This window comes from Burkholderia sp. BKH01, from assembly GCF_025685725.1.
GTDB lineage: Bacteria > Pseudomonadota > Gammaproteobacteria > Burkholderiales > Burkholderiaceae > Burkholderia > Burkholderia pyrrocinia_C.
Window position 1 is genome coordinate 162,808 of record NZ_JAOTQT010000010.1, and the last position, 25,299, is coordinate 188,106.

Annotated in this window: 25 protein-coding genes; 16 read left to right on the plus strand and 9 right to left on the minus strand. The window is 67.7% G+C overall.

All coding sequences use genetic code 11. From position 1 onward, the window contains the following. Positions 1 to 22: 22 nt before the first annotated feature. From OEJ37_RS17415 to polA, 3 genes are all read right to left on the minus strand, one after another. The gene (locus OEJ37_RS17415) at positions 23 to 898 is read right to left on the minus strand and encodes a dienelactone hydrolase family protein (protein ID WP_174418404.1); all 876 of its coding nucleotides are present in this window, start codon (positions 896 to 898) and stop codon (positions 23 to 25) included. A gap of 421 nt (positions 899 to 1,319) precedes the next feature. Continuing rightward, positions 1,320 to 2,654 carry an NAD(P)/FAD-dependent oxidoreductase gene (locus OEJ37_RS17420; RefSeq protein WP_263344977.1) on the minus strand — a complete coding sequence of 445 codons (1,335 nt, stop codon included), beginning with the start codon at positions 2,652 to 2,654 and terminating at the stop codon, positions 1,320 to 1,322. A 278-nt stretch (positions 2,655 to 2,932) separates the two neighbouring features. Continuing rightward, entirely contained in the window at positions 2,933 to 5,686 is a 2,754-nt protein-coding gene (gene polA, locus OEJ37_RS17425) for a DNA polymerase I (RefSeq protein ID WP_263344978.1), read from the minus strand. Between the two features lies 1 nt (position 5,687). Here polA and OEJ37_RS17430 point away from each other — a divergent pair, with 1 nt between their 5' ends. Both OEJ37_RS17430 and OEJ37_RS17435 read left to right on the plus strand, forming a co-directional pair. Next, positions 5,688 to 6,446: a TIGR00730 family Rossman fold protein gene (locus OEJ37_RS17430; RefSeq protein ID WP_174418407.1), complete on the plus strand. Its 759-nt coding sequence runs from the start codon at positions 5,688 to 5,690 to the stop codon at positions 6,444 to 6,446. A gap of 403 nt (positions 6,447 to 6,849) precedes the next feature. Then, positions 6,850 to 7,140: a hypothetical protein gene (locus tag OEJ37_RS17435; protein WP_174418408.1), complete on the plus strand. Its 291-nt coding sequence runs from the start codon at positions 6,850 to 6,852 to the stop codon at positions 7,138 to 7,140. 115 nt (positions 7,141 to 7,255) lie between these two features. Here the strand turns inward: OEJ37_RS17435 and OEJ37_RS17440 are convergent, their stop codons facing one another. After that, on the minus strand, positions 7,256 to 8,782 hold the full coding sequence (locus OEJ37_RS17440; protein ID WP_152855647.1) for an AMP nucleosidase: 1,527 nt from the start codon (positions 8,780 to 8,782) through the stop codon (positions 7,256 to 7,258). Between the two features lie 129 nt (positions 8,783 to 8,911). Here OEJ37_RS17440 and OEJ37_RS17445 point away from each other — a divergent pair, with 129 nt between their 5' ends. From OEJ37_RS17445 to OEJ37_RS17465, 5 genes are all read left to right on the plus strand, one after another. Next, positions 8,912 to 9,307, plus strand: coding sequence for a hypothetical protein (locus tag OEJ37_RS17445; protein WP_034185188.1), 396 nt, complete (start codon positions 8,912 to 8,914; stop codon positions 9,305 to 9,307). 101 nt (positions 9,308 to 9,408) lie between these two features. Beyond that, a complete protein-coding gene (locus OEJ37_RS17450; protein WP_174418409.1) occupies positions 9,409 to 10,407 on the plus strand; it encodes a homoserine kinase in 999 nt (332 codons plus the stop codon). Next, positions 10,398 to 11,207, plus strand: coding sequence for a BPSS1780 family membrane protein (locus tag OEJ37_RS17455; protein WP_174418410.1), 810 nt, complete (start codon positions 10,398 to 10,400; stop codon positions 11,205 to 11,207). The genes OEJ37_RS17450 and OEJ37_RS17455 overlap by 10 nt, the downstream gene beginning before the upstream one ends. 215 nt (positions 11,208 to 11,422) lie before the next feature. Further along, positions 11,423 to 11,875 (plus strand): MarR family winged helix-turn-helix transcriptional regulator, encoded by a 453-nt coding sequence (locus tag OEJ37_RS17460; protein WP_174418411.1) that lies wholly within the window; start codon positions 11,423 to 11,425, stop codon positions 11,873 to 11,875. A gap of 156 nt (positions 11,876 to 12,031) precedes the next feature. Further along, positions 12,032 to 12,451 (plus strand): organic hydroperoxide resistance protein, encoded by a 420-nt coding sequence (locus OEJ37_RS17465; RefSeq protein ID WP_034185184.1) that lies wholly within the window; start codon positions 12,032 to 12,034, stop codon positions 12,449 to 12,451. Positions 12,452 to 12,560: 109 nt separating this feature from the next. Here OEJ37_RS17465 and OEJ37_RS17470 read toward each other — a convergent pair whose 3' ends face one another. Continuing rightward, entirely contained in the window at positions 12,561 to 12,737 is a 177-nt protein-coding gene (locus tag OEJ37_RS17470) for a DUF3563 family protein (protein ID WP_152855653.1), read from the minus strand. Between the two features lie 81 nt (positions 12,738 to 12,818). Further along, the gene (locus OEJ37_RS17475; protein ID WP_263344980.1) at positions 12,819 to 13,928 is read right to left on the minus strand and encodes a PHB depolymerase family esterase; all 1,110 of its coding nucleotides are present in this window, start codon (positions 13,926 to 13,928) and stop codon (positions 12,819 to 12,821) included. A gap of 259 nt (positions 13,929 to 14,187) precedes the next feature. Between OEJ37_RS17475 and OEJ37_RS17480 the strand changes: the two genes are divergently transcribed. The 4 genes from OEJ37_RS17480 (at position 14,188) to OEJ37_RS17495 (ending at position 17,274) form a co-directional block, all read left to right on the plus strand. Continuing rightward, positions 14,188 to 14,886 (plus strand): phosphatase PAP2 family protein, encoded by a 699-nt coding sequence (locus OEJ37_RS17480; RefSeq protein ID WP_175943250.1) that lies wholly within the window; start codon positions 14,188 to 14,190, stop codon positions 14,884 to 14,886. 136 nt (positions 14,887 to 15,022) lie between these two features. Continuing rightward, positions 15,023 to 15,820: a molybdate ABC transporter substrate-binding protein gene (modA, locus tag OEJ37_RS17485; protein ID WP_174418414.1), complete on the plus strand. Its 798-nt coding sequence runs from the start codon at positions 15,023 to 15,025 to the stop codon at positions 15,818 to 15,820. Positions 15,821 to 15,830: 10 nt separating this feature from the next. After that, complete coding sequence (modB, locus tag OEJ37_RS17490) at positions 15,831 to 16,508, plus strand: molybdate ABC transporter permease subunit (RefSeq protein WP_263344981.1); 678 nt, start codon at positions 15,831 to 15,833, stop codon at positions 16,506 to 16,508. Positions 16,509 to 16,572: 64 nt separating this feature from the next. Beyond that, entirely contained in the window at positions 16,573 to 17,274 is a 702-nt protein-coding gene (locus tag OEJ37_RS17495; protein ID WP_263344982.1) for a sulfate/molybdate ABC transporter ATP-binding protein, read from the plus strand. Between the two features lie 173 nt (positions 17,275 to 17,447). Here the strand turns inward: OEJ37_RS17495 and OEJ37_RS17500 are convergent, their stop codons facing one another. From OEJ37_RS17500 to OEJ37_RS17510, 3 genes are all read right to left on the minus strand, one after another. Beyond that, a complete protein-coding gene (locus OEJ37_RS17500; protein WP_263344984.1) occupies positions 17,448 to 18,284 on the minus strand; it encodes a TOBE domain-containing protein in 837 nt (278 codons plus the stop codon). Positions 18,285 to 18,331: 47 nt separating this feature from the next. Beyond that, positions 18,332 to 19,975, minus strand: a complete 1,644-nt coding sequence (locus OEJ37_RS17505) for a CHAD domain-containing protein (RefSeq protein WP_263344985.1) — start codon at positions 19,973 to 19,975, stop codon at positions 18,332 to 18,334. A 126-nt stretch (positions 19,976 to 20,101) separates the two neighbouring features. Next, positions 20,102 to 20,485 (minus strand): tautomerase family protein, encoded by a 384-nt coding sequence (locus OEJ37_RS17510; protein ID WP_174418419.1) that lies wholly within the window; start codon positions 20,483 to 20,485, stop codon positions 20,102 to 20,104. 109 nt (positions 20,486 to 20,594) lie between these two features. Here OEJ37_RS17510 and OEJ37_RS17515 point away from each other — a divergent pair, with 109 nt between their 5' ends. The 5 genes from OEJ37_RS17515 to OEJ37_RS17535 all read left to right on the plus strand — a co-directional run bounded on the left by OEJ37_RS17515 (position 20,595) and on the right by OEJ37_RS17535 (position 25,296). Continuing rightward, positions 20,595 to 21,452, plus strand: coding sequence for a LysR family transcriptional regulator (locus tag OEJ37_RS17515; protein ID WP_152855662.1), 858 nt, complete (start codon positions 20,595 to 20,597; stop codon positions 21,450 to 21,452). A 40-nt stretch (positions 21,453 to 21,492) separates the two neighbouring features. Next, the gene (locus OEJ37_RS17520) at positions 21,493 to 22,416 is read left to right on the plus strand and encodes a DMT family transporter (RefSeq protein WP_174418421.1); all 924 of its coding nucleotides are present in this window, start codon (positions 21,493 to 21,495) and stop codon (positions 22,414 to 22,416) included. A gap of 67 nt (positions 22,417 to 22,483) precedes the next feature. Beyond that, positions 22,484 to 23,263, plus strand: a complete 780-nt coding sequence (locus tag OEJ37_RS17525) for a sensor histidine kinase (RefSeq protein WP_174418422.1) — start codon at positions 22,484 to 22,486, stop codon at positions 23,261 to 23,263. Positions 23,264 to 23,339: 76 nt separating this feature from the next. Beyond that, positions 23,340 to 24,683, plus strand: coding sequence for a hemolysin family protein (locus OEJ37_RS17530; RefSeq protein WP_174418423.1), 1,344 nt, complete (start codon positions 23,340 to 23,342; stop codon positions 24,681 to 24,683). A 28-nt stretch (positions 24,684 to 24,711) separates the two neighbouring features. Continuing rightward, positions 24,712 to 25,296: a thiamine phosphate synthase gene (locus tag OEJ37_RS17535; protein ID WP_174418424.1), complete on the plus strand. Its 585-nt coding sequence runs from the start codon at positions 24,712 to 24,714 to the stop codon at positions 25,294 to 25,296. Positions 25,297 to 25,299 lie beyond the last annotated feature (3 nt).

Here is a 25,299-nt window from a genome sequence, read left to right on the forward strand (position 1 = left end):
CCATTCGGCCGCCGCGTTCCGTTTACATCACGCCGTACTTGTGGAACCACGCGATCGCGCGCTTCCAGCCGTCCTCGGCATCGGCCTTTACATAGCTCGGCCGATAGTCGGCGAAGAACGCGTGGCCGGCATCCGGGTACACGACGATCTCCGATTCGCGCGCGAGCTTCGAATCGCTCGTCTGGATCGCCTTGCGCATGTCCGCGAGCGAGGCCTGCGTGATGTTCGTATCCTTCTCGCCGTACAGCCCGAGCACGGGCACCTTCAGCAACGCCGCATGATCGACCGGATTGAACGGCGTCATCTCGTCGGTCTTGCCCTCGACAAACCCGTACCACGCAACGGCCGCGCGCACGTGCGGATTGTGCTCCGCATACAACCACGCGTGGCGGCCGCCCCAGCAGAACCCCGTGACGCCGAGACGCGCCGGATCGCCGCCGTTCTTGCCGACCCACGCGACCGTCGCATCGAGATCCTCGGTGACCTGACGGTCCGGGACCTTGCTGATGATGTTGTCGAAAAGGTCCTTCATCGTCGGATACTTCGACGCGTTGCCCTGCCGCGCGAACAGGTCGGGCGCGATCGCGAGATAGCCGAGCTTCGCGAAGCGGCGGCACACATCGGCGATATGCGCATGCACGCCGAAGATCTCGTGGATCACGATAATGACCGGCAGGTTCGTCTTGCCGGCCGGCTGCGCGCGATAGGCCGGCACGCTCGCGTCGCCGGAGCGGATCTCGACGGTGTCGACGTCCAGCCCGGCGCTGTCGGTCGTGACCGTCTGCGCCGAAACGGGCAGCACGGCCGCCGCGAAGGTGCCGCCCAGCGCGGCCTGCATGAACTTGCGGCGCGAGAACGGGACGTGGGGGACCAGGCTGTCGACTTCGGGTTTCAACATGAATGCACTCCTCGATTGGGCGCCGCCGTCACGGTCGTGGATGCGGCATGACGGGACATCGCGCCGGCGCACGGCGCGGATGTCGCGGCGGTTGGCACCCCGCCGCAAACGGAAACCCGAACAAGATGCCCAATAATCCGTTGTCGCGTCAACTGTCAGATGTGTAAGACTCAATTACGAAGAATCGATCCGGCCGCCCCGGCCACGGTATCGATGCGTGCCGGCGCCCTGCCAGATCATGGCGCGGCCTGCATGGGTCGATCGCCGTTGCGCGACTGGAAGCTTGCGGATTGAAAACGAAAACGCGCGAACGATCTCGCCCGGCCGGAGCCTGCACGACCATCCGGCCGCCCGAAAAAACACGGGCGGAGAACACGCACGGCGTGCGCACTCCCCGCCCGCTCCCCGCGCGAACGCGCGGTCAGTGCAGCTTGACGCGCGGCAACGTCGTGCGCCGCAGCCAGTGTGCAACCGTGTCGAGCATCATCCGCGGATAGCCGTGCAGCGCCGCGACGTGCAGCCGGTACAGCGACATGTACATGAAGCGCGCAAACAGCCCTTCGATCAGCATGTTGCCGCCGATCAGCCCGCCCATCAGGTTGCCGACCGCGCTGAAATGGCCGAGCGACACGAGCGAACCGAAATCGCGATACGTGAATTCGGGCAGCGGACGCTCTTCGAGACGGCAGCCGATCGCCTTCAGCAGGAAGCTCGCCTGCTGGTGCGCGGCCTGCGCGCGCGGCGGCACGTTGCGCTCGTTGCCGGGCCACACGCATGCCGCGCAATCGCCGAGCGCGAACACGTTGTCGTCGGTGAAGGTCTGCAGCGTGCGGCGCACGTCGAGCTGGCCGAGCTTGTTGACCTGGAGGCCATCGAGATGCGACAGCACGGACGGCGCCTTGATGCCGGCCGCCCAGACCGTCAGATCCGCGCGCACCGCCTTGCCGCTCGCGGTATGCACGAGCCCCGGCGCGACCTCGGTCACGCGCTCGCCGAGCATCAGCCGCACGCCGAGTTTTTCGAGCAACTCGGCCGTCGCCGTCGACACGCGCTCCTGCAGCGCCGGCAGAATCCGCGGCCCCGATTCGATCAGCACGATGCCGACGTCGTGGCGCGGGTCGAGCTTGTGCAGCCCATACACGGACAGCACCTGCGCCGTGTTGCGCAGCTCCGCGGACAACTCGACGCCCGTCGCGCCGCCGCCGACGATCACGACCTGGATGCGCGGTTCGGCCGTATCGCCCGGCGCGGTCGGCGCCGGCGCCTGGTGCTCGGCACGCATGCACGCGGCGATCAGCCGCTTGCGGAAGCGCTCGGCCTCACCGACGGTATCGAGCGCGATCGCGTTTTCCGGCGCGCCCTGCACGCCGAAGAAGTGGGTCGTGCTGCCGATCGCGATCACGAGCGTGTCATATTCCAGCTCGCGCTCCGGCAGCAGTTCCTCGCCATCGCTGTCGTTGATGGGCGACAGCGTGATGCGCTTCGCCGCGCGGTCGAGCCCGGTCAGCCCGCCCTGCTGGAATTCGAAGCCGTGCCAGCGCGCCTGCGCCGCGTATTCGAGCTCCTGCGTGAACGGGTCCATGCTGCCCGCCGCGACCTCGTGCAGCAGCGGTTTCCAGATGTGCGTCGGATTGCGGTCGACGAGCGTGACGAGCGCACGCGCGGGACGATTGCCGCGCGCGCCGTAACGGTCGCCGAGCCGCGTCGCCAGTTCCAGGCCGCCCGCGCCTCCGCCTACGATGATTATCCGATGCATCCGATTCCCCCTTTGCGATTCGAAACTGCTGCCGCCGGACGAAACAAACGCGATGCATTCGCGCCACCCGGTGGATTAACCGGTTCGGACATCATCGATGTGCAGTTCGAAGCACTTCGATGCGCCCGCCCCGGAACGCGGGGCGCGCCGCTCCGCGTCAATGACATGACCGACATGCATTGTCCGGGAGCTTGCGCGTTGACCACAAGCAAACCATCTCGATATTCAGCATCCCTGCAACAATATGCCGCAGGAATCGGGAACCGCGCAGCGGTGCGTCAGTGTGCCTCTTCCCAGTTCGCTCCAGCGCCCACTTCGGCGACGAGCGGCACCTTCAGCTTCGCGACGCCGCACATCATTTCCGGCAGTTTCTCGCGCACGAGCGACAGTTCGTCGTCGGGCACCTCGAGCACCAGTTCATCGTGCACCTGCATGATCATCCGCGATGCAAGCTTGTCGCGCGTGAGCCAGTCGTCCACCGCGATCATCGACAGCTTGATCAGGTCGGCCGCGGTGCCCTGCATCGGCGCATTGATTGCCGCGCGCTCGGCCGCCTGGCGGCGCGGGCCGTTGCCGCCGTTGATTTCCGGCAGCCACAGGCGGCGACCGAAAACGGTTTCGACATAACCCTTCTCCTTCGCGGTCGCGCGCGTCTCTTCCATGTACTGCGCAACGCCCGGATAGCGGGCGAAATAACGGTCGATATAGAGCTTCGCCGCGTCGCGCGTGATGCCGAGGTTCGACGCGAGCCCGAACGCGCTCATCCCGTAGATGAGCCCGAAGTTGATCACCTTCGCGATCCGGCGCTGGTCGGAATTGACCTCCAGCGGCGTCACGCCGAACACCTCGGCGGCCGTCGCACGGTGGATGTCCTCGCCCTGCGAGAACGCGCGCAGCAGCGACGCGTCGCCCGAGATGTGCGCCATGATCCGCAGTTCGATCTGCGAATAGTCGGCCGACACGATCCGGTGGCCCGGCGATGCGATGAACGCCTCGCGGATCCGCCGGCCTTCGGCCGTGCGCACCGGAATGTTCTGAAGATTCGGATCGTTCGACGCGAGACGGCCCGTCACCGCGACGGCCTGCGCATAGTTCGTGTGCACGCGGCCCGTTGCGGGGTTCACCATGCGCGGCAGCTTGTCGGTATAGGTCGACTTCAGCTTCGACAGCCCGCGATGCTCGAGCAGCAGCTTCGGCAGCGGGTAATCCTCGGCGAGCTTCTGCAACACTTCTTCGTCGGTCGACGGTGCGCCGCTCGGCGTCTTCTTCACGACCGGCAACTGCAGTTGCTCGAAGAAGATCTGCCCGATCTGCTTCGGCGAGCCGAGATTGAATTCGCCGCCCGCCAGTTCGTACGCCTGCGCTTCGAGCTCGATCAGACGCGTCACGATTTCGGTGCTCTGCGCGTGCAGGAGCGCGTCGTCGATCAGCACGCCCGTGCGCTCCATCTTGCGCAGCACGAGCGACACGGGCATCTCGATCTCGCGATACACGCGCTCGAGGCCCGGTTCGCGCGCGACCTGCGGATACAGCACGTGATGAAGCTGCAGCGTGATGTCGGCATCCTCGGCCGCATATTCGGCGGCCTGCGCGAGCGCCACTTCGTCGAAGCCGATCTGCTTCGCGCCCTTGCCTGCCACGTCTTCGTACTTGATCGTCTTGACGCCCAGATGACGCAGCGCGAGGCTGTCCATGTCGTGCGTGCGGTGCGATTCGAGCACGTACGATTCGAGCAGCGTGTCGTGCTCGATGCCGTTCAACGCGATGTCGTAGTTCGCGAGCACCTGCGCGTCGTACTTCAGGTGCTGGCCGACCTTCTTGCGATCGGCCGATTCGAGCCACGGCTTCAGGCGTGCGAGCACTTCGTCGAACGGAAGCTGCTCGGGCATGTCGGGGCCGCGGTGCGCGACCGGCAGGTACGCGGCCTTGCCCGGTTCGACCGAGAACGACAGGCCGACGAGCCGCGCGAGCATCGGGTCGAGCGCGGTCGTCTCGGTGTCGAACGCGGTCAGCGCGGCCGCGTCGATCTTCGCGAACCACGCGTCGAATTGCTCCCAGGTCTGGATCGTGTCGTATTCGCGAACGATGTCGGCCGCCACCACCGGCGCCGGCTCGCCGTCCGGCGCATCGGCATCGCCGCCTTCCGCCGGTGCGCTGTCGACTTCGCGCAGCCACGTCTTGAAGCCGTAGCGCGCGAAGATGTCGCGCAGCAGATCTCGCGCCTCGCCGTCGGTCTTCAGCGACGCTTCGATCGATTCGAGGTGCGGCGCGAGATCGCAGGCCGTGTCGACCGTCACGAGCGTGCGGCCGAGCGGCAGGAAGTCGAGCGCGCGGCGCAGGTTGTCGCCGACCACGCCCTTGATGTCGCCTGCGTGTGCGATGACGCCGTCGAGGCTGTCGTATTGCGACAGCCATTTCACGGCCGTCTTCGGCCCGCACTTCTCGACGCCCGGCACGTTGTCGACGGTGTCGCCGATCAATGCCAGGTAGTCGATGATCCGCTCGGGCGGCACGCCGAACTTCGCGATCACGCCGTCGCGGTCGAGCGTCTCGTTGGTCATCGTGTTGACGAGCGTGACGTGGTCGGTCACGAGCTGCGCGAGATCCTTGTCGCCCGTCGACACGATCACGTTCATCCCGTGCCGTTCGGCTTCGCGCGCGAGCGTGCCGATCACGTCGTCGGCCTCGACGCCTTCGACCATCAGCAGCGGCCAGCCGAGCGCGCGCACCGCGCCGTGGATCGGTTCGACCTGCAATGCGAGGTCGGGCGGCATCGACGGGCGGTTTGCCTTATAGTCGGCATAAAGGTCGTCGCGGAACGTCTTGCCCTTTGCATCGAACACGCAAGCGCTATACTCTGCACTGACTTCCTTGCGCATACGGCGCAGCATGTTGATGATTCCGTAGAGCGCTCCGGTCGGCTCCCCGCCAGGGCCACGCAAATCAGGCATCGCATGGTAAGCCCGATACAGATAGCTCGAACCGTCAACCAATAGCAGGGTCTTACCTTCCAGATTTCGTTCTTCAGGCATTATGAACAAGAGAAAAGTGATTCCGAGTCTGCGTTCACTCGCAGATCAAGAGCGCGCGACGGCCAAGAAGGCGCGCGCATCGTGGCAGATGTTCACGATTATGGCAGAGTTTATCGAGGCGACCGAGTACCTGTCGGAGATCCGCCCGGCTGTCAGCATCTACGGTTCTGCCCGCCTCAAACCCGACACGCCGCACTACAAGCTCGCCGCGCAGATCGCGCGCAAGCTGTCCGATGCCGGCTTCGCCGTGATCTCCGGCGGCGGCCCCGGCATCATGGAAGCCGCGAACAAGGGCGCGCACGCCGGCAAGGCGCCGTCGGTCGGCCTGAACATCGAGCTGCCGCACGAGCAGGCCGGCAACCACTACCAGGACATCTCGCTGCGCTTCCGCCACTTCTTCACGCGCAAGGTCACGTTCGTGAAGAATTCGGATGCGGTGATCGTGATGCCGGGCGGTTTCGGCACGCTCGACGAGTTGTCCGAAGTGCTTACGTTGATCCAGACGAAGAAATCGCGCCTCGTGCCGATCATTCTCGTCGGCAGCGCGTTCTGGCAGGGGCTGCTGCAGTGGTTCCGCGACCAGCTGATTCCGATGGGCCTCATCAATCCGGAAGACATGGATCTGATGCAGGTGATCGACGATCCCGACCAGGTGCTCGACGCAGTGCTCGCGTTCTACGAGGACAGCGGCGAGGAAGAAGGTTCGGACGAAGAAGGGCATCCGCCGCGGCCCGAAGAAGACCGGATGTTCTACCTGTAATCGCTCCGTGACCACCGCCGGCCCGACGGCCGGCGTACTGCTTTCCGCGCGACAGGCATGGCGATCGCGCCGCTTGTCGTGCGCGACTTTGTAACGCGCTGTTAATCCCGCTTCGCGGTCGCGCGCCGCCGAATGTCAAATTCGCACGGCCGGCGCCGCGTCGTTCGACATCACGTCCCCGGCCCTGCGGCCCGTCTTTGTAAAATCGCGCCGCGCGGCATGCGCGTTCCGTTCGCACCGGCTTCCAACTCACCGTAATAAACGCCCCTCGCCTTTTCCAACGCGTCGCAGCACACTGCATTCCGTCGGCGCAGGCGATCCCCCCCTGCGGAACGATTCGCGGTTCGGAGTCGCTCCCGTTGCGCCGCGCCGACCTCCTCACAACGACATCACGGAAAAGAACATGAAGCGCTCATTGATCGCTCTCGCTTTCGCCGGCCTGGGCCTCTCCCTGTCCGGCCTCGCTCACGCCGTCAACGTCGACGTCAATATCGGCACGCCCGCGCCGGTCGTCGTGGCGCCCGCGCCCGTCATGGTCGCACCGGCGCCCGCAGTCATCGTAGGCTGGCATGGCGACCGCTACTGGGACGGCCGCCGCTACTGGGAACGCCGCGAGTGGGAACGTCATCATGGTTACGACGATCGTCGCGGCTACCACTGCCCGCCGGGACACGCGAAGAAGGGTGAGTGCTGAGCGCATGACCACCGGGCCGTCCCGCCCCGGGCGCTGACGCGGAAAGACAAAGGCCTCACGTGAACAAGCGTTCGCGTGAGGCCTTTGTCATGGGAGGCGCCACCGCGCCGGGCAGTTACTGAAACGCCACTTCCGCAAAGCTCCGCAGTTTGCGGCTATGCAACTTGTCGAGCCCGTTCGTGCGCAGGATCTCCATCGCCTTCACGCCGATCTGCAGATGCTGGTCGACCTGCCCGCGATAGAACGTGTCGGCCATGCCCGGCAGCTTCAGCTCGCCGTGCAGCGGCTTGTCCGATACGCACAGCAGCGTGCCGTACGGCACGCGGAAGCGGAAGCCGTTCGCGGCGATCGTCGCGCTTTCCATGTCGAGCGCGATCGCTCGGCTTTGCGACAGCCGCTGCACGGGCTCGCGATGGTCGCGCAGCTCCCAGTTGCGGTTGTCGACGCTCGCGACCGTGCCCGTGCGCATCACGCGCTTCAGTTCGACGCCCTCGAGCCGCGTGACGTCGGCCACCCCGCGCTCGAGCGCGAGCTGCACTTCGGCGAGCGCCGGGATCGGCACCCACAGCGGCAGGTCGGCGTCGAGCACATGATCCTCGCGCACGTAACCGTGCGCGAGCACGTAGTCGCCGAGACGCTGCGTGTTGCGCAACCCCGCGCAGTGACCGAGCATCACCCATGCGTGCGGACGCAGCACCGCGATGTGATCGGTGATCGTCTTCGCGTTCGACGGACCGACGCCGATGTTGACCATCGTGATCCCGCTGCCGTCCGCACGCTTCAGGTGATACGCCGGCATCTGCGGCAGGCGCGGCGGCGCGGCACCCTCGGCCGGCTCGCTGCCGAGGTTCGCGTTGTACGTGACGACATCGCCCGGCTCGACGAACGAGCTGTACTGGCTGCGGTACGCGCGCACCTCGGGATCGTCGCTCTCCGTCATCACCGTGCGGCCGAGCTTCACGAACTCGTCGATGTAGAACTGGTAGTTCGTGTAGAGCACGTAGTTCTGGAAATGCGTCGGCGACGTCGCCGTGTAGTGACGCAGCCGGTGCAGCGAGAAGTCGACGCGCGCGGCCGTGAACAGCGCAAGCGGATGCGGCTCGCCCGGCGCCGGCTCGAACGTGCCGTTGACGATGCGGTCGTCGAGATACGACAGGTCGGGCGTGTCGAAGATGTCGCGCATCGCGAGCAGGCGGTCGCGGTCGAGCTCGCCCTCGAGATGGATGCCTTCCGGAAACGCGAAATGGACCGGAATCGGCTGCGACGACACGCCGATCTCGATCTTGACATGATGGTTCTTCGACAACAGGCGCAGTTGCTCGCGATAGTAGTTCGCGAAGAGATCGGGGCGCGTGACTGTCGTCTCGAACACGCCGGGGCCGGCGACGAAACCGTACGAGCGGCGCGAATCGACGTGCGTGTTGACGTCGGTACGGATCCGCACGAACGGGTAGCACGCGCGCACGTGCTCGGTAATCGGTTCGTGGCGGCGATAGCGCGCGAATGCGTCGCGCAGGAAGCCCGTATTCGTGTCGTAAATGGCGGACAGCCGCCCGACGGCGGCGATCGGATCGTCGAAAGCCTCGACCGGCGGGCTTTCGGGCGTCAGCACACGGTGCCGGCGGCTCAGGTCGTTCTTCATTTGTATCACCTCGTCTGATCGAACGACATTACCACGGAACCCGGTCATCCTCATGGCCGCCCATACGCACGCCAGGGCCGGATGGCCCGCAGTATTTGCTAAAATCGATAAGTTCACTGGAGACTCATCATGAAGCCGCTCATTCTCGTCGCCGCTGCCGCCGCGTTTGCCGCCGCCAGCGTCGCTTACGCCGCCGGCGCCACGCCTGACGCCGACGCGCAGGCCCGGGCCGAGGCCAACGAAGCCGCCGGCCTGCCCGATCTCCGCAAGATCAACCGGCCTGGCGCCGAAGTCACGTCGAAAGTCGACTTCGCCGACATTCGCCGCACGCCGAGCTTCCATGAAAAGAGCAAGAACGGCACCGAGGTCACCGAGTACCGCGACCGCGGCAAGCCGGTCGAGATCGACGTGAAGTCGAACTTCGGCACGCGCTACCAGATGAGCTCGACGCCCGACACGTCGCCGAAGCCGCACGACGCGGGCATCCCGATCACGCGCCTGCCGTCGCTGAACCTGCGCTACTGATTCCGTCGCGCGCCGCATCGATCGCGGCGCGCCGCCTCCCTTCACCTGCTGTCGCGACGCATGCCGCCCGCGTGCCGACACCTTGACCTGACGCATCCCGCATGGCCGTTTTCACTGCTGTTTCCGACTCCGATCTCGCGCAATGGATGCGCCACTACGAACTGGGCGACGTGCTTGCGTTTCGCGGCATTCCGTCCGGTATCGAAAACAGCAATTTCTTCCTGACGACGACGCGCGGCGAATACGTCCTCACGATCTTCGAAAAGCTGACCGCGCAACAACTGCCGTTCTACCTCGACCTGATGCGGCACCTGGCCGGCCACGGCGTGCCGGTGCCGGATCCGATTCCGCGCGACGACGGCGCGCTGTTCGGCGAGCTGCACGGCAAGCCGGCCGCGATCGTCACGAAGCTCGACGGCGCGGCCGAACTCGCGCCGGGGGTCGAACACTGCATCGAGGTCGGGCAGATGCTCGCGCGCCTGCACCTCGCGGGGCGCGACTATCCGCGCAACCAGCCGAACCTGCGCAGCCTGCCGTGGTGGCAGGAGAACGTGCCGGCGATCGTGCCGTTCATCACGGACGCGCAACGCGCGCTGCTCGAAGGCGAGCTTGCGCACCAGGCGGCCTTCTTCGCGTCGGACGACTACGCGGCGCTGCCGGCCGGGCCGTGCCATTGCGACCTGTTCCGCGACAACGTGCTGTTCGCGCACGCAGCGCCGGGCACCGGCCACGACGTGCGGCTCGGCGGCTTCTTCGACTTCTATTTCGCCGGCTGCGACAAGTGGCTGTTCGACGTCGCGGTGACCGTCAACGACTGGTGCGTCGACCTCGCGACCGGCGTGCTCGACGTCGCGCGCGCCGATGCGCTGCTGCGCGCGTACCAGACCGTGCGTCCGTTCACGGCGGAAGAGCGCCGCCACTGGAGCGACATGCTGCGCGCGGGCGCGTACCGCTTCTGGGTGTCGCGCCTGTACGACTTCCACCTGCCGCGCGCGGCCGAGATGCTCAAGCCGCACGACCCCGGTCATTTCGAACGCATCCTGCGCGAGCGTATCGCGCATACGCCCGCGCTTCCCGAGATCCAAACCGCATGCAACTGATCGAAGTGCCCGCAAAAACGGGCTATGTCTGGTTCCGCCAAGGCGTCTGGCTGTTCCGCCGGAACCCGCTCGCATTCATCACGCTGTTCTTCACGTACCTGCTGGCGATCACGCTGGTGTCGATGGTGCCCGTGATCGGCTCGGCGCTGCCGCTGGTGTTCATTCCCGGCATCGCGGTCGGCTTTATGGCCGCGTGCCGCGACACGGTGGCCGGCAAGCCGGTGATGCCGACGATCCTGATCGACGGCTTCCGCTCGTACGGCACCGTCGCGACCCAGCGGCTGCTCGTGCTCGGCGTGATCTACGTCGCGTCGATGGTGCTCGTGTTCGCCGCTTCGTCGTTCGTGGACGGCGGCGCGCTGTTCCACGTGATGATGGGCGCGGCCGACGAAGCGAGCACGACGCCGGAAACGCTCGCCGCGCAAGGCACGTTCGGCGCGCTGATGTTCGCGACGCTGCTGTATCTGCCGATCTCGATGCTGTTCTGGTTCGCGCCGGTGCTCGTCGCATGGCATGACGTCCCGCCCGCCAAGGCGCTGTTCTTCAGCATCGTCAGCTGCTGGCGCAATCGCGGCGCGTTCGCCGTGTACGGCATGCTGTGGTTCGGCGTCGCGCTCGGCACGTCGCTCGCGCTGTCGCTGCTGCTGCAGGCGCTCGGCGCCGGTGGTTATGCGCTGACGATCATGATGCCGGTGACGATCATCATCGTCACGATGCTGTACTGCTCGTTCTACGCGACCTATCGCGGCTGCTTCGGCGTGCAGGAGCCGGACGCGACGACAACCACGTCGGGCCGCTGAAGCCTCCCCCGGCCGGCGCGCGTCGCCGGCCGTCACGCTGTGTCCCGCGCCGGGTTGCATCCGGCGCCCGGTCCCATCGCGCCCCCTTTCCTGGTATCCATTACCCGCCGCCCTGGGCGGGCGCCCCTAGCCGGGCGCCCCTGTTCAATCGCATCTTTTGCGCGCAGAATAATTTGCGTACAAATTGTTAGCGCGTGCGCCGCGCCTCCCGAATCATGGACCGCCCACCCCCGCTGCCCCAGACGCTCGACGAGCAACTGTGCTTCGCGCTCTACTCGACTTCGCATGCGATGACGAAGGCGTACAAGCCGCTGCTCGACAAGCTGTCGCTGACCTATCCCCAATATCTCGCGATGCTCGTGCTGTGGGAGCGCGACGACATCGCGGTGAAGGACATCGCCGCGCGGCTCGATCTCGACCCGGCCACGGTTACGCCGCTGCTGAAGCGGCTGGAAGCGCTCGGCTACGTCGAGCGCGTGCGCAGCGCGGCCGACGAACGCGTCGTGAACGTGCGCGTGACGCCGGAAGGCCGGGCGCTGAAGGACCGCGCGCGCTCGGTGCCCGCCGATCTCTTCTGCGCGATGCAGCAAACGCCCGAGTTCCTGATCAGGCTGCGCGCCGACCTCCGTCAGTTGCGCGACGCGCTTTCGGTCGCCAACGAACGCTGACGAACCGAGCGTCGGCCGATCGACCCGGCACTGCCGGGTTTTTCTTCAAAATTTCATTTGCACACTAATGATTTGTGTTCTATATTTTCTTCGTGGCCGGCGACATTCCATTCGACCGGGCCGCTTTTCTCCCCTTTTCCCGACAGGAGCTGCACGATGAACATTCTGTACAAGACGAGCGCCACGAGCACGGGCGGCCGCGACGGCCGCGCGGTATCCGCCGACAACAAGCTGGAAGTGAAGCTGGCCGCGCCGCGCGAACTCGGCGGCACGGGCGCGGAAGGTACGAATCCGGAACAGCTGTTTGCCGCAGGTTACTCGGCGTGCTTCCTGAGCGCGATGAAATTCGTCGCCGGCCAGAACAAGCAGGCGCTGCCGGCCGATACGCAGGTGACGGCGGAGGTGGGCATAGGCCCGAACGACGCAGGCGGCTTCGGGCTCGACATCGAGCTGCGCGTGTCGCTGCCGGGGCTCGACAAGGCCGACGCGCAGGCGCTGGTCGAAAAGGCGCACCACGTGTGCCCGTATTCGAACGCAACGCGCAACAACGTGCCGGTGCGCCTGACGGTCGTGTGACGCGACGCAGGACGACGAACGCAAAAAGGGCGCGTGCGGCATCAAGCCGCACGCGCCCTTTTTGCGTGACTCGCCGGAACGGCGGGCCGGCTGGCCCGCCTTGCGCTGCTTAGCGCGCGCCGAACGAATACGGGCGGTTCATCGACGCCTCGCGATCGATCTTGCGCATACGGAATTCGAGATCGTGGATGTCGGTTGCTTCGGACAGGTACGCCTCGGCGCGCTCTTTACGGGCCGTTTCAGCGTTCTTGGTCAGCATCAGGAAGAGGTGGCTCAGCAGGTACATGTTCGATCTCGCAATCCAAAGGTTCTTTGACTAGGGTTTTCCCGAATTATAGGGAAAACCCTAGTTCTTGGCCAGCGTTGATCAAACGATGCGTCGTTCGGTCGCCACAGTGCGACGACGTGATTCGAAAAAGGCCCAGATCATCGCGCTCGCATCGGGGCCGACCGCCGCATGAAACGGCACGGCTTCGTCGCCGCCGGCCCACGCGTGATCGAGCCCTTTCACATGGCACAGACGCACGACCGGTTCGCCGTCGCGGCAGACATCGGTGATCTGTGCGCCCGCGTCGCGCGTCTCGACGCGTTCGCCGCCGCGCAACGCGCCGCGGCTGTCGGCGAGCCCGTTCAGCCGCATGAACTGCACCGTCAACTGGTCGGCATTCTTCGGCGCGACGACATGGTCGCCGTCGCCCTGGACGATCAGCGCGGGCATGCCCGGATACGCAGCGGCATCGACCAGCGCATCGACGGCCGCGGCCGGGTTCTGCCGCACGCCGCGCCGCATTACGTCCATCGCGGTGATGCCGGAATTCGCCTCGCCGAGCGCGGGGCCCGAGTGCAGCGCCGCCGCCGCGAAGCGGTCGGGATGGTGCAGCGCAAGAAGTGACGCGAGGCCCGCGCCGGCCGACAGCCCCGCGACATAGACGCGCGACGCGTCGAAACCGCGTTCGTCGACGAGCGCGTCGACCAGCGACGCAACCGCGTTCGCCTCGCCGCGGCCCGCGCGGTCGGTGTCTTCATACCAGTGCCAGCAGCCGTGTGCATGCGCGCGCAGCGACTGCTCCGGATACAGCACCGCAAAGCCGTGCTTGTCGGCCAGCAGGTTCATCCGCGTGCCCTGCACGAATTCATCGACGGACTGCTGGCAGCCGTGCAGCATCACGACGAGCGGCATCGCGCCGCGTCGGCGGCCGGGCGGCACGTAGAGGCCGTACGCGAGATTCTGGACGAGACGCCCGAGCGCGGGCGCCATCGGATGCTCGCCGCGCGTCCACTCGCCCGCCGCCCACGCGGCAGCGCGCGGGCGCACGCGCGATTCGCGCGGCGGGGACAGATCGGATACGGCGGGAGAGGCGGCGGCCTCGAGTGCGTCGCGTGTAATGCGCTGTGCATCGCGCGCCGCACGCTTGGCGACCGGAGACAGCACGCGTTTCATGCCGCCCAGCCACACCTTGGTCAGACTTTTGGTCATCGATCGGGCTCGCAGTCAGGAAAAAATAAGGGTGCCATGAGGGCACCGCAACGGATGCATCGTTCGACTTTGTGCAATGCACCATAACATTGTTTCTGGGATTTTTCCTGCACGTGGTTAGTTCCCGACGGCGCAAAAAACGGGGCTCGTGCGCACGCGGCGCTATACTGGAGTTTCGCCGCTTGTATCCGTTGTAGTCGTTCTTCCCGGCTCGCGCGTTGATTTAAGCATCCTCCCCGCCTCCGTTCGTCCCTTCCCGATGTTCGACCTGTCATCTAGCCTGTGGATCATGATCACCGCGTTTGGCGGCGCCGGCCTGACCTTGCCGCTCGCGATCACGATCGCCGTCTGGCTCGCGCTCGGCTACTCGCGGCGGCGCGCAGTTGCGTGGCTGGGCGTACTCGCGGCCGCGATCGGCGTGGTCGCGCTGACGAAGATCGCATTCCTCGGCTGGGGCATCGGCATCCGTGCGTGGGATTTCACGGGCTTCAGCGGCCACGCGATGCTGTCGACGTCGGTCTATCCGGTCGCGATTTTCCTGATGCTGATCCGCACGCGCACGCCGGTGCGGATCGCCGGCATCGCGCTCGGGCTCGCGGCCGGCGTCGCGGTCGGCGTGTCGCGCGTCGCGCTCGACGCACATTCGCCGTCCGAATCGATCACCGGCTGCATCGTCGGCGCGATCGCCGCGCTCGCGTTCATCGCCGGCTCGTGGCGCGCGGTGCCGCACCGCTGGTCGGTGCCCGCGGTCGTCGCGAGCCTCGCGATCGTCACCGTCGCGCTGCATGGCATCACGGTGCCGTCGCATCGCTGGGTCACCAAGGTTGCGCTGCAACTGTCGGGCCACGAGCGCCCGTTCGTCCGCGCGCGCTGGAAGGCCAACCCGAACTACCGCCCCGCGTCGCAGCCGTCGTCGCTGCAGCGCACCGAATCGCCGACGCACACGCTGCACGCGTGACGGGCCGCCTGGCCGTCACGCCCACCATTCTTCAGGCCTGACCATTTCATGCGCACCGTCGCATGAGCGGTATGTCGAGCGTTATAACCCGCCCTATATTACGATTACGGTTTCCACCCATTCACGCGAATCCACCATGCGCTCAACCGTCCGTCCGCTTCGCCGCACCCTGCTCCGCCTGCTGCCGATCGCCGCGCTTGCCGCCGCCGGTGCTGCGTTCAGCGCGCCCGCTTGCGCCGACGAACTGGTCGTGTCGGCCGCCGCCAGCCTGACGAACGCGTTCAAGGCGGTCGGCGACGCGTACCAGAAGCAGCATCCGGACACCAAGGTGCTGTTCAACTTCGGCGCGTCGGACGTGCTGATGCAGCAGATCGCCAAGGGCGCACCGGCCGACGTGTTCGCGTCGGCCGACCAGAAGGCGATGGATCGGGCGGCCGACGAAAAGGTGATCGTGCCCGGCACGCGCCGCGATTTCGCCGCGAACTCGCTCGTGCTGATCGTGCCGGCGGACAGCCGCGCGGCCGCGCCGACGTCGCTGAACGACCTGACGGCGCCCGGCGTGAAGCGAATCGCGTACGGCGACCCGGCATCGGTGCCGGTCGGCCGCTACACCGAAGGCGCGCTGCGCGCGGCCGGCGTGTGGGATGCCGTCAGCGCGAAGGGCGTGCTGGCCGCCAACGTGCGCCAGAGCCTCGACTACGTCGCGCGCGGTGAGGTCGACGCGGGCTTCGTGTTCGGCACCGACGCCGCGATCATGCCCGGCCGCGTGAAGGTCGCGCTGACGGTGCCGACGAAGACAGCCATCACCTATCCGATCGCCGTGGTCAAGGACAGCCGCCACGCCGCACACGCGCAGTCGTTCATCGACTTCGTCGCGTCGCCGCAGGGCCAGGCCGTGCTGTCGACGTTCGGCTTCAAGCCCGCGGGCAAGTGAGCGTATCGCGATGCAAGACGCCTGGGTACCGCTGCTGCTGTCGCTGAAGGTCGCCGGCTGGGCGACCGCGCTCGACATCGTGCTCGGCGTCGCAGCCGCGTTCGTGCTCGCGCGCTGGCGCTCGCCGCTGCGTGACGTCGTCGATTCGCTGCTGACGCTGCCGCTCGTGCTGCCGCCGACGGTGCTCGGCTATTACCTGCTCGTGCTGCTCGGCCGGCGCGGCGTGTTCGGCGCGTGGCTGGACAAGTTCGGCATCGAGCTCGTCTTCACGTGGCAAGGCGCGGTGATCGCATCGATGGTCGTCGCGTTTCCGCTGATCCTGAAGTCGGCGCGTGCCGCGTTCGAAGGTGTCGATCCGCATCTCGAGCGCGCCGCGCGCACGCTCGGGCTCGGCGAAGCCGCGGTGTTCTTCCGCGTGACGCTGCCGCTCGCCACGCGCGGGATTCTCGCGGGTGCGCTGCTCGCGTTCGCGCGCGCGCTCGGCGAATTCGGCGCGACGCTGATGATCGCGGGCAACCTGCCCGGCCGCACGCAGACGCTGTCGGTTGCAATCTATGCGGCCGTGCAGGCCGGCGACGACAACACGGCCGACTTCCTCGTGCTGGTGACGTCGATCACCTGCGTGCTCGTGCTGCTCGCGACCGGCTGGCTCGTGCCGTCGCGCGCCCGGCGGAGCCAGTTGACATGAAGCGCCTGCCTTGTCCGCATCGCCTGTGTCGTGCGGCAACCGGATTGCTTCGGCGGAGGCCCGCATGAGCCTCGTCGTCGACATCCGCAAGACCTATGCGAACGCCGAGCGCCGTTTCACGCTCGACGTGTCGTTCACGGCGGCGACGCAGCGCGTCGTGCTGTTCGGGCCGTCCGGCGCGGGCAAGAGCATGACGCTGCAGGCGATCGCCGGCCTGCTGTCGCCCGACGCCGGCACGATCACGCTGAACGGCGACCCGCTGTTCGACGCCGCGCGCCGCATCGACGTGCCGACCCGTGAACGCCGCGTCGCGTACCTGTTCCAGGACTACGCGCTGTTTCCGCATCTGAACGTGCGCCAGAACATCGCGTTCGGGCTCACGTCGGGGCTGCGCAACCCGCGCGCGAAGACGGTGCCGCCCGAAGTCGCATACTGGCTGCACGCGTTCGACCTCGAAGCGCTCGCGGGGCAGTATCCGTCGCAACTGTCGGGCGGGCAGAAGCAGCGCGTCGCACTAGCGCGCGCACTGGTCGCGCAACCGCGGATCCTGCTGCTCGACGAACCGTTCGCGGCACTCGACGCCGCGATGCGTCAGCGCATGCGCCACGAGCTCGCCGAGTTGCAGGCGCGGCTCGACATCCCGATGGTGCTGATCTCGCACGACCCGGACGACGTCGCCGCGTTCGGCGACCAGGTCGTGCAATTGAGCGAAGGACGCGTGCAGGCGACACCGCCGCACGCCGAGTGGCCGACGCGCGTCGCGTGAGCGCGCGAGGCCGAGGCCGTGGCGCCGGCAGCCACGTTGGAGCCTGAGAGAAGCCGCGCATCGCGGCATGAGTTGAAAGCGGAAACGAAGCCGGTGCCATGCAGACGACGTCCGGCGCCGGCTTCGCCCCGTCCGTCACACGATCGCCGCAGCGCACCACCCTGCCTGCACCGTCAGCCCGTCACCGCGAGAATCACGCTCGATGCCTTGAACAGCGCGATCGCCCGCCGGCCTGCGTCGAGCTGCAGCGCATCGACGCTTTCGTTGGTGACGACGGCCGTGAGCGTGCCGCCGCCGTCGAGCGCCAGCGTCACTTCGCTGTTCACCGCGCCCGCCGTGACGGATTCGACGCTGCCGCGCAGCCGGTTCCGCGCGGACACCTTCAGCTCGGGCCCGCCATCGTCGACCGCCAGCACGACCCACGACGCCTTCACCAGTGCGCATGCGGCCACACCATCCCGCAAGCCGAGCGCATCGGCGCTTTCGTGCGTCAGCACGGCGACGATCGGCTGCCCGCCTGGCAGCGCAAGCGTCACTTCGTCGTTGACCGTGCCGCGCACGATCGATGCGACCTTGCCGAACAACTGGTTGCGCGCACTGGTCTTCATGCCGATCCGGCCGATCAGCGCCCAGTCGACGTCGAACCCGGCAACGGCCGCGCTCGCGGCCTCGATGAAACGGCGATGCTCGCGCTCGATCGTGCGGAACGCGGCGATCAGCGACGTCGCGCGCGGCGTCAGCGTGGTGCCGCCACCGCCCTTGCCGCCCGTCGAACGCGCGACGAGCGGTTCGCCGGCGAGATTGTTCATCGTGTCGACCGCATCCCAGGCAGCCTTGTAGCTGAGGCCGACGGCCTTCGCGGCACGCGTGATCGAACCGGTGTCGCCGATTGCCGCGAGCAGCGCGATGCGTGTGGCGCCGCCGAGCGTCTGCTCGCCCGCGCGCAGCCACAGCTCGCCGCCCAGTTCGAGCGGTTCGGAGGACGGGTAAGGTTGCGGTGCGTCGGTCATCGTATGGGTGCGGGAAACGGTCGGCAATTATAGTCAGCGCGCGCCGCTCAGCCCCGCTTGCCGTCGAGCTTCGGCGGACGCAGGCTGGCCAGCAGCACCTCGGCGTCGTGCGCGGCGCGCTGTTCGAGCGCCGCGCCGTAACCACGCACGAAACCGAGCTGGTACGGCGGCGCCGCCAATTGCTCGAGATGATGCAGCGCGGCCATCGTATCGTTCGCTTCGCCGAGCACGCTCTGCACGCGCGCGAGCGTCTTGACCGTCTCGTTGCGCGTGCGGCGCGACGCCAGCGACGCGAAGAATTCGAGTGCATAGCGCAGCCGCTTCGTGTCGATCCGCACCCGATGGCGCGCAGCCGTATCGAGCGACGTGAGCGACGGCGATGCGTAAAGATGGCCGAACAGCCGCCGCACGCGCTTCGTCGCATGACGCCGCAGCGACGGCGCGTCGCCGCCTTCGGCAGGCGGCAGCGCGAGCGCACTGAGCCATTCGAGCCAGCCGAGCGTCAGCCGCGCATAGCGGGCCGAATGCAGCGCTTGCCGCAACTCGCCGCGCGCGACCATGGACTGCGCGCGCGCGGCGTCGAGCGTGCCGTTCCAGTCGGCGTCGGCGCTGCCATCGTCGGCCGCGATCAGCGCGGGCAGGCTTTCAGTCGAGAACACGTCCCAGTCGCGCACCGTGCCGAGCAGCGCGGCAAGCCAGCGCAGGTCGGCGCCGAACGTTTCCTGCCACTGGCGGTCGGCAAAGAGCGGGAAGAAGCGCATCAGCGTGCGCAGACGGCGCAGCGCGACGCGCATCTGGTGCACGAATTCGGGATCGTCACGATCGAGCACGCCGCCCTCGTTGCCGAGCCATTGCGCGACGATGTCGCCGGACAGCGCGAACAGCGCGGCGCGCTGCGTGCGGATGCCGGTCAGGTCGACGAGCCGCGCCTTGACCGGTCCGGCGGCGGCCGGCTCGCCCGCACAGGCGCGGTCGATCACGCTCGTCAGTTGTACGAATGCGGGCCACGCGCCGCTCAGTTCGCGCGCCGCGGCAAACAGCGTGTGCAACGCGGCCGTGCGCGCGGCGGAGGTTTCCCAGTCGGGCGCGGAAAGACGCAGCTCGACGTAGCGGCGCGGCGGCTCGTCGCCGCCGTGCAGCGTGACGTCGTCGAGCGTCATCTCGACCACGACACCGCTGTCATCGGCCCACCGCCCGCGCCGCCGTTCGCTGACGAGGCGCGGCGCCGACGATTCCTGCGGCGTGCCGGCGATCGGACGCTCGGTGGCGTCCGGCGCGATGCCGTCGGCTTCGTCGACTTCGCCCGTCGGTGCATCGGCCACGGCGGCCGTCGCGGGCACGGGCAGCGGCATCGCGACGACGATGCCAGCGTGCTCCGCGTCGAACAGTTCGCGCTGCGTGACGCCGGGTGCGAACACCTTCGTGCGGGACGCGACGACCCGCCTGCCATGCGCATTCGACTCGACCCAAGTCCACCAGCTCGCGCCGGGGCTCGGCTCGGCTTCCTCGACCTGACACGGCTCGATCGTCACGCGTTCATGGCCTCGCCGCATCCGGACCTGCGGGCAGATCCGCCATGCGCGCACGAGTTCGGCGCCGAAATCGCGCTGCGTGCCGCGGGCGCGATTCGCAGCCTTGACCGGCCAGCCTTCCAGCGACAACGACAACACGATTTCCAGCACGCGCGACATGGAAGCTCCTGCACATGAAGAATCGCCGGCGCATCGTCCACGCCGGCGTCGTCCGTGAAGCATCTTCCATAGTACACGCCGTCAAAACGCGCGGGCGACGATCCGGCCCCGTCGCCCTGTCGCACATCAAACGGTGTATTGCGCGATGCCGTTGCCGAACGACCAGTCCTCCTTCAGCACCTCGACAAGACTGATGAATACGTCCTGTTGCCGCACGCCGGGCTGCTCCGCGAGATTCTCCGCGATCGTCCGGTACAACGCCCGCTTCTGCTCGAGCGTGCGCGTGTTGTTCGCGGTGATCTGGATCATCACGAGATCGTCGCTGCGTTCGATGTCGAGGTAGTGGCGGCCGAACACGAAGTTCTCGGCCGCATGCTCGGTGACGACCATGAAGATGTCGTCCTCGGGCACGTTGAACGTGTGCATCAGCGCGCGATGCACGCCGTCGACGAGCGCCGCGCGGTATGCGGCCGGTTTGCCTTCGCGCACTGCGATACGGGTGAATGGCATGGTCCTGCTCCTGTCGGTGACGTTGAAGAACGGAAACACGACGTCAGGTTAGGCTCCCCGAACTATAATGAACAGTCATCAATGAATATTTCATTCATTTTCATTTGAAATGAAAGTACTCGATCTCGATGCCGTGCGCGCGTTCGTGCTGGTTGCCGATCTCGCCAGCTTCACGCGCGCCGCCGATGCGCTCGGCACCACGCAATCGGCTGTCAGCCTGAAGCTGAAGCGGCTGGAGGCGCACCTCGGCAAGCCGCTGCTCGCGCGCACGCCGCGCGTGGTCAAGCTGGCCGCCGACGGCGAGAATTTCCTGCCGGCCGCCCGTGCGCTGCTCGACGCGCACGACCACGCGCTCGGCGCGATCTCGGCCGGCACGCACCGCCTGTCGCTCGGCGTCAGCGAACACGTCGCGGTGCCCGACCTGCCGGCCGTGCTCACGAGCCTGCATCGGCAGGATCCAGGGCTGTCGCTGGAAATGCATCTCGGGATGTCGGCGGGCCTGCTCGCGCAATACGACGAACGCCGGCTCGACGCGGCGATCGTGCGGCACGAACCCGGCGAGGACCCGCCGCGCGAGGACGGCACGCTGCTGTTTGCCGAACCGCTGGCCTGGCTCGCCGCGCCGGACTGGGCGCCCCGTGCTGGCGAGCCGCTGCCGCTCGCGGTGCTGGCCGGCCCGTGCGGCGTGCGGGCCGCGGCACTGCGTGCGCTCGACCACGCAGGGCGGCCTTGGCGCGAACGCTTCACGGGCGGCGGTGTCGCGGCGGTCACGGCCGCCGCCGCGGCGGGGCTCGCCGTCTGCCCGCTCGCGCGGCGTGTCGCGCCGCGCACGCTGGTCGACGTCGGCGCGAAATTCGGGCTGCCGCCGCTGCCGCAGTCGCAGGTCGTGCTGTATTCGCGCGTGCGCGACGCACGTGCGGCCGCCGCACTGCGCAGGTTTGCCGACAGCCTTGCAATCTCGGCGTAAGCTGTGAGGTTTCGCCGCCCGCAATCTTCAGAAGAATCCAATGAAGCCCGAAGCCCGCAAGCACCTCCGCGCCAACCTGCTGATGCTCGCCGCCGCCGCGATCTGGGGCTCGGCGTTCGTCGCGCAGCGACTGAGCCTCGACGTGATCGGGCCGTTCCTGTTCACGGGGCTGCGCTTCCTGCTCGGCGCGCTCGCGCTGGTTCCGCTGCTGATGCTCAACGCGGCGTCGCGCGCGCAGTTCGCGGCGATCCGCCGCGAGCCGGCGTTGCTGCTGCCGGGCCTCGCGCTCGGCGGGCTGCTCGCGGTGTCGATCTCGCTGCAGCAGTTCGGCCTGCAGTACACGCGGGTCGCCAACGCGGGTTTCATCAGCTCGCTGTACGTCGTGATCGTGCCGCTGATGGGCGTGTTCGCACGCCACCGGATCGGCGCCGGCACGTGGTTCGGCGCGCTGCTCGCGGCGATCGGCCTGTATTTCCTCAGCATCGACGAGCATTTCTCGGTGCTCTACGGCGACTGGTTCCAACTCGCGGGCGCCGTCATCATCGCCGCGCACGTGATGGCGGTCGGCCATCTCGCGAAGCGCCACGATCCGCTCGTGCTCGCGTTCATGCAGTTCGTCGTCTGCGGCGTGACGTGCCTCGCGGTCGGCCTGGCCGTCGAGCCGATCAGCGTCGCGATGCTGCGCGGCGCGCTGCCGACGCTGCTGTACGGCGGGCTGCTGTCGGTCGGCATCGGCTATACGCTGCAGGTCGTCGCGCAACGCGACGCGGCACCCGCGCACGCGGCCGTGATCTTCAGCATGGAAGGCGTGTTCGCGGCGATCGCCGGCTGGGCCGCGCTCAACGAAACGCTGACGCTACGCGCGCTCGTCGGCTGCGCGCTGATGCTGGCCGGCCTGCTCGCGTGCCAGCTGCTGCCGAACGGCGACGCGCGGAAAAAGGACGAGGGCGCGCTGCCGGCGTGACACGCACCGTCCCTATAATGGCGGTTCGCGTGACTTCCACGCCAACCGCTTCCGACAGGCCTGCTCCGTGACGTCCACTTCCGTCGATCCCGCCGCCGACCTGCTGCGCGAACGCGCAGCGCACTACACCACCCAGGCGGCGCTGTTCCTGCGCGACCAGGCGCTCTCCACCGCGTCGCACGACCTGCGCAGCCCGCTGAACGCGATGCATAGCTGGGCATACGTGCTCGAGCGCCAGCTCGCCAATGCCGATCCGAACCTGCAACGCGCGCTCGCGGGCATCCGCACGGGCATCGACCAGCAGGTGACGCTGATCGACGACGTGCTCGATGCACCGCGTGCCGAAACACGCACGCTCGCGATCGCGCCGCGGCCGCTCGCGCTGCGCGCGCTGCTCGACGACACGCTCGCGCTCGTCCGTTTCGCGCTCGCCAACGCGCGGCAGGTCGCGCTCGACGCGACGCTGCCGGACGGCGAACCCTCGTTGTCAGCCGACCGCGAACGCATCGCGCAGGCGCTCTGGACCATGCTGACGGCGGCCGTCGAGGCCAGCGCCACCGGCAGCCGCGTAACGTTCGAATGCACGCGCGACGGCGCGCAGTTCGTCGCGCGCGCCACCTGCACCGTCAGCGCCGACGCGCTCGCCGATCCCGCGCGGCCGCATGCGTTCGAATCGTTCGCGCGGCGCGAGATGCTGCGCGAGCGCGACGCGAAGCGGATCGCATGGGCGCTCGCGCTGTGCCAGCGCGTCGCGCTCGCGCACGGCGGCACGTTCTCGCATACCGCGTTCACCGACGGCGCAACCGCCGCCATCACGCTCGCCGTTCCCTGCGAGGCGCCGGTGTAGGCAATCGGCCGCCCAAAACATTACAAATCCATTTCAGGCTCTATACTGATCAGCCTGTCATAACCGGAGCGATTCTTTGTTACAGATCTTCGCGCTCATCGGCGCGTTGTTCCTGGTGGCCCTGAACGGGTTCTTCGTTGCGGCCGAATTCGGCCTCGTCAAACTGCGCGCGACGCGCGTCAAGACCCTCGCCCGCAAGCACGGCCTGCGCGGGCGCATCCTCGGCATCGTGCACGGCCGGCTCGATGCGTATCTTTCCGCATGCCAGCTCGGCATCACGCTCGCGTCGCTCGGCCTCGGCTGGGTCGGCGAACCGGCCTTCGCGCAACTGCTCAGCCCGTTGCTCGACCTGATCGGCGTGCAGTCCGAACGCGTCGTGCACCTGATCTCGCTCGTGTTCGCGTTCTCGCTGATCTCGTTCCTGCACATCGTCGTCGGCGAGCTTGCGCCGAAATCGATGGCGATCCGCCAGTCCGAGAAGGTCGGCCTGTGGGTCGCGCTGCCGCTCTATGCGTTCTACTGGGCGATGTATCCGGCGATCTGGGTGCTCAACAACAGCGCCAACGCAGTGCTGCGGCTTGCCGGACTGTCCGCCGACCACGGCGGCGACGCGCATTACTCGACCGACGAGCTGAAGCTGATCCTGCGCAGCCGCCGCAGCACGGCCGGCAACACGGCACAGCCGGCGCGCGGCACGTACAGCAACGACGAGTGGAACACGCTCGCGCATTCGCTCGATTTTTCGTCGATGACAGTATCGGACCTGATGCGGCCGGCCCATGAAATGATCGGCCTGCGGCGCGACCTGCCGCTGCCCGACAACATGGAGATCGTCGCGCGGCACCGCTTCAGCCGCTATCCGCTGTTCGAGGACGCGTCGCGCGAACAGGTGAGCGGGCTGATCCACCTGAAGGACCTGCTGCTCGCGCGTCACGCGGGTGCGGCGCTCGAAGACCTGTCCGACTACGTGCGCCCCGTGCAGTACGTGAGGCCCGACACCCCGGCACTCGACCTGTTCCGCCGCTTCCGCAAGGGTGCGCCGCACTTCGCGCTGGTCGGCAACAAGGGCGAGAAGCCGATCGGCTTCCTGACGCTCGACAACCTGCTCGGCGCGCTGGTCGGCCAGATCCACGACGAGTTCCGCCAGGGCGATGCCGACTGGAGCCGCCTCGACGACGGCACGCTGATGGGCAAGGGCAGCCTGCCCGTCGTGTCGCTCGAGCAGGCGCTCGGCATCGACATCGACGAAGGCCGCGCGGAATCGGTCGGCGGCCTCGTGATCCAGGCGCTCAGCGACCTGCCGACCGAAGGGCAGCGCGTGTCGTTCGACCGCTTCGACGTCGTCGTGAAGAAGATGAACGGGCCGCGCATCGTGCTCGTGCGCGTCTATCCGAAGATCGCGAAGGAGGCCGACGAATGACGGCCTGTCGTCGGCGGCGCGGCACGCGATGAACGCAACGCTGCCGCGCTGCTGCGTGATCACGCCGGAGCCGGCGTCCGCGTCGGCGGCCGATTGCGATGCGTTCCTCGACCGGCTGTCGGCCGTGCTCGCGCGCGGCGAGACGCTCGTGCAACTGCGCGTGAAATCGCTCGATGCGGCTGCGTTCGCGCGGCTCGCCGCCGCGGCGCTCGCGCGCTGCAATGCAGCCGGCGCGCACCTGATGCTGAACGGCCCGATCGACGCGGCCGGCGTGATGCGGCTCGACGGCGCCGGCTGGCATCTCGACGGCGCCGCGTTGCGCGCCGCCGCGCAGCGGCCATTGCCGGCCGGACGATGGGTGTCCGCGGCCTGCCACACGCAAGACGACCTGCTGCTGGCCGCGCGCGTCGGCGCGGATTTCGTCACGCTGTCGCCGGTGTTGCCGACGCTCAGCCACCCCGGTGCGCCGGCGCTCGGCTGGAGCCGATTCGACTCGCTGGCCGCGCAGGCCGCGATGCCCGTCTACGCGCTCGGCGGGATGACCCGCGCGCATCTCGACGACGCGCGCCGCCACGGCGCGTACGGCATCGCAGGCATTCGCGGGTTCTGGTAGCCC

Excerpts from the sequence above, each read along its gene's own strand:
- OEJ37_RS17415 (WP_174418404.1), bottom strand. The coding sequence starts at position 898 with ATGTTGAAACCCGAAGTCGACAGCCTGGTCCCCCACGTCCCGTTCTCG.
- OEJ37_RS17420 (WP_263344977.1), bottom strand. The coding sequence starts at position 2,654 with ATGCATCGGATAATCATCGTAGGCGGAGGCGCGGGCGGCCTGGAACTG.
- polA (WP_263344978.1), bottom strand. The coding sequence starts at position 5,686 with ATGCCTGAAGAACGAAATCTGGAAGGTAAGACCCTGCTATTGGTTGAC.
- OEJ37_RS17430 (WP_174418407.1), top strand. The coding sequence starts at position 5,688 with ATGAACAAGAGAAAAGTGATTCCGAGTCTGCGTTCACTCGCAGATCAA.
- OEJ37_RS17435 (WP_174418408.1), top strand. The coding sequence starts at position 6,850 with ATGAAGCGCTCATTGATCGCTCTCGCTTTCGCCGGCCTGGGCCTCTCC.
- OEJ37_RS17440 (WP_152855647.1), bottom strand. The coding sequence starts at position 8,782 with ATGAAGAACGACCTGAGCCGCCGGCACCGTGTGCTGACGCCCGAAAGC.
- OEJ37_RS17445 (WP_034185188.1), top strand. The coding sequence starts at position 8,912 with ATGAAGCCGCTCATTCTCGTCGCCGCTGCCGCCGCGTTTGCCGCCGCC.
- OEJ37_RS17450 (WP_174418409.1), top strand. The coding sequence starts at position 9,409 with ATGGCCGTTTTCACTGCTGTTTCCGACTCCGATCTCGCGCAATGGATG.
- OEJ37_RS17455 (WP_174418410.1), top strand. The coding sequence starts at position 10,398 with ATGCAACTGATCGAAGTGCCCGCAAAAACGGGCTATGTCTGGTTCCGC.
- OEJ37_RS17460 (WP_174418411.1), top strand. The coding sequence starts at position 11,423 with ATGGACCGCCCACCCCCGCTGCCCCAGACGCTCGACGAGCAACTGTGC.
- OEJ37_RS17465 (WP_034185184.1), top strand. The coding sequence starts at position 12,032 with ATGAACATTCTGTACAAGACGAGCGCCACGAGCACGGGCGGCCGCGAC.
- OEJ37_RS17470 (WP_152855653.1), bottom strand. The coding sequence starts at position 12,737 with ATGTACCTGCTGAGCCACCTCTTCCTGATGCTGACCAAGAACGCTGAA.
- OEJ37_RS17475 (WP_263344980.1), bottom strand. The coding sequence starts at position 13,928 with ATGACCAAAAGTCTGACCAAGGTGTGGCTGGGCGGCATGAAACGCGTG.
- OEJ37_RS17480 (WP_175943250.1), top strand. The coding sequence starts at position 14,188 with ATGTTCGACCTGTCATCTAGCCTGTGGATCATGATCACCGCGTTTGGC.
- modA (WP_174418414.1), top strand. The coding sequence starts at position 15,023 with ATGCGCTCAACCGTCCGTCCGCTTCGCCGCACCCTGCTCCGCCTGCTG.
- modB (WP_263344981.1), top strand. The coding sequence starts at position 15,831 with ATGCAAGACGCCTGGGTACCGCTGCTGCTGTCGCTGAAGGTCGCCGGC.
- OEJ37_RS17495 (WP_263344982.1), top strand. The coding sequence starts at position 16,573 with ATGAGCCTCGTCGTCGACATCCGCAAGACCTATGCGAACGCCGAGCGC.
- OEJ37_RS17500 (WP_263344984.1), bottom strand. The coding sequence starts at position 18,284 with ATGACCGACGCACCGCAACCTTACCCGTCCTCCGAACCGCTCGAACTG.
- OEJ37_RS17505 (WP_263344985.1), bottom strand. The coding sequence starts at position 19,975 with ATGTCGCGCGTGCTGGAAATCGTGTTGTCGTTGTCGCTGGAAGGCTGG.
- OEJ37_RS17510 (WP_174418419.1), bottom strand. The coding sequence starts at position 20,485 with ATGCCATTCACCCGTATCGCAGTGCGCGAAGGCAAACCGGCCGCATAC.
- OEJ37_RS17515 (WP_152855662.1), top strand. The coding sequence starts at position 20,595 with ATGAAAGTACTCGATCTCGATGCCGTGCGCGCGTTCGTGCTGGTTGCC.
- OEJ37_RS17520 (WP_174418421.1), top strand. The coding sequence starts at position 21,493 with ATGAAGCCCGAAGCCCGCAAGCACCTCCGCGCCAACCTGCTGATGCTC.
- OEJ37_RS17535 (WP_174418424.1), top strand. The coding sequence starts at position 24,712 with ATGAACGCAACGCTGCCGCGCTGCTGCGTGATCACGCCGGAGCCGGCG.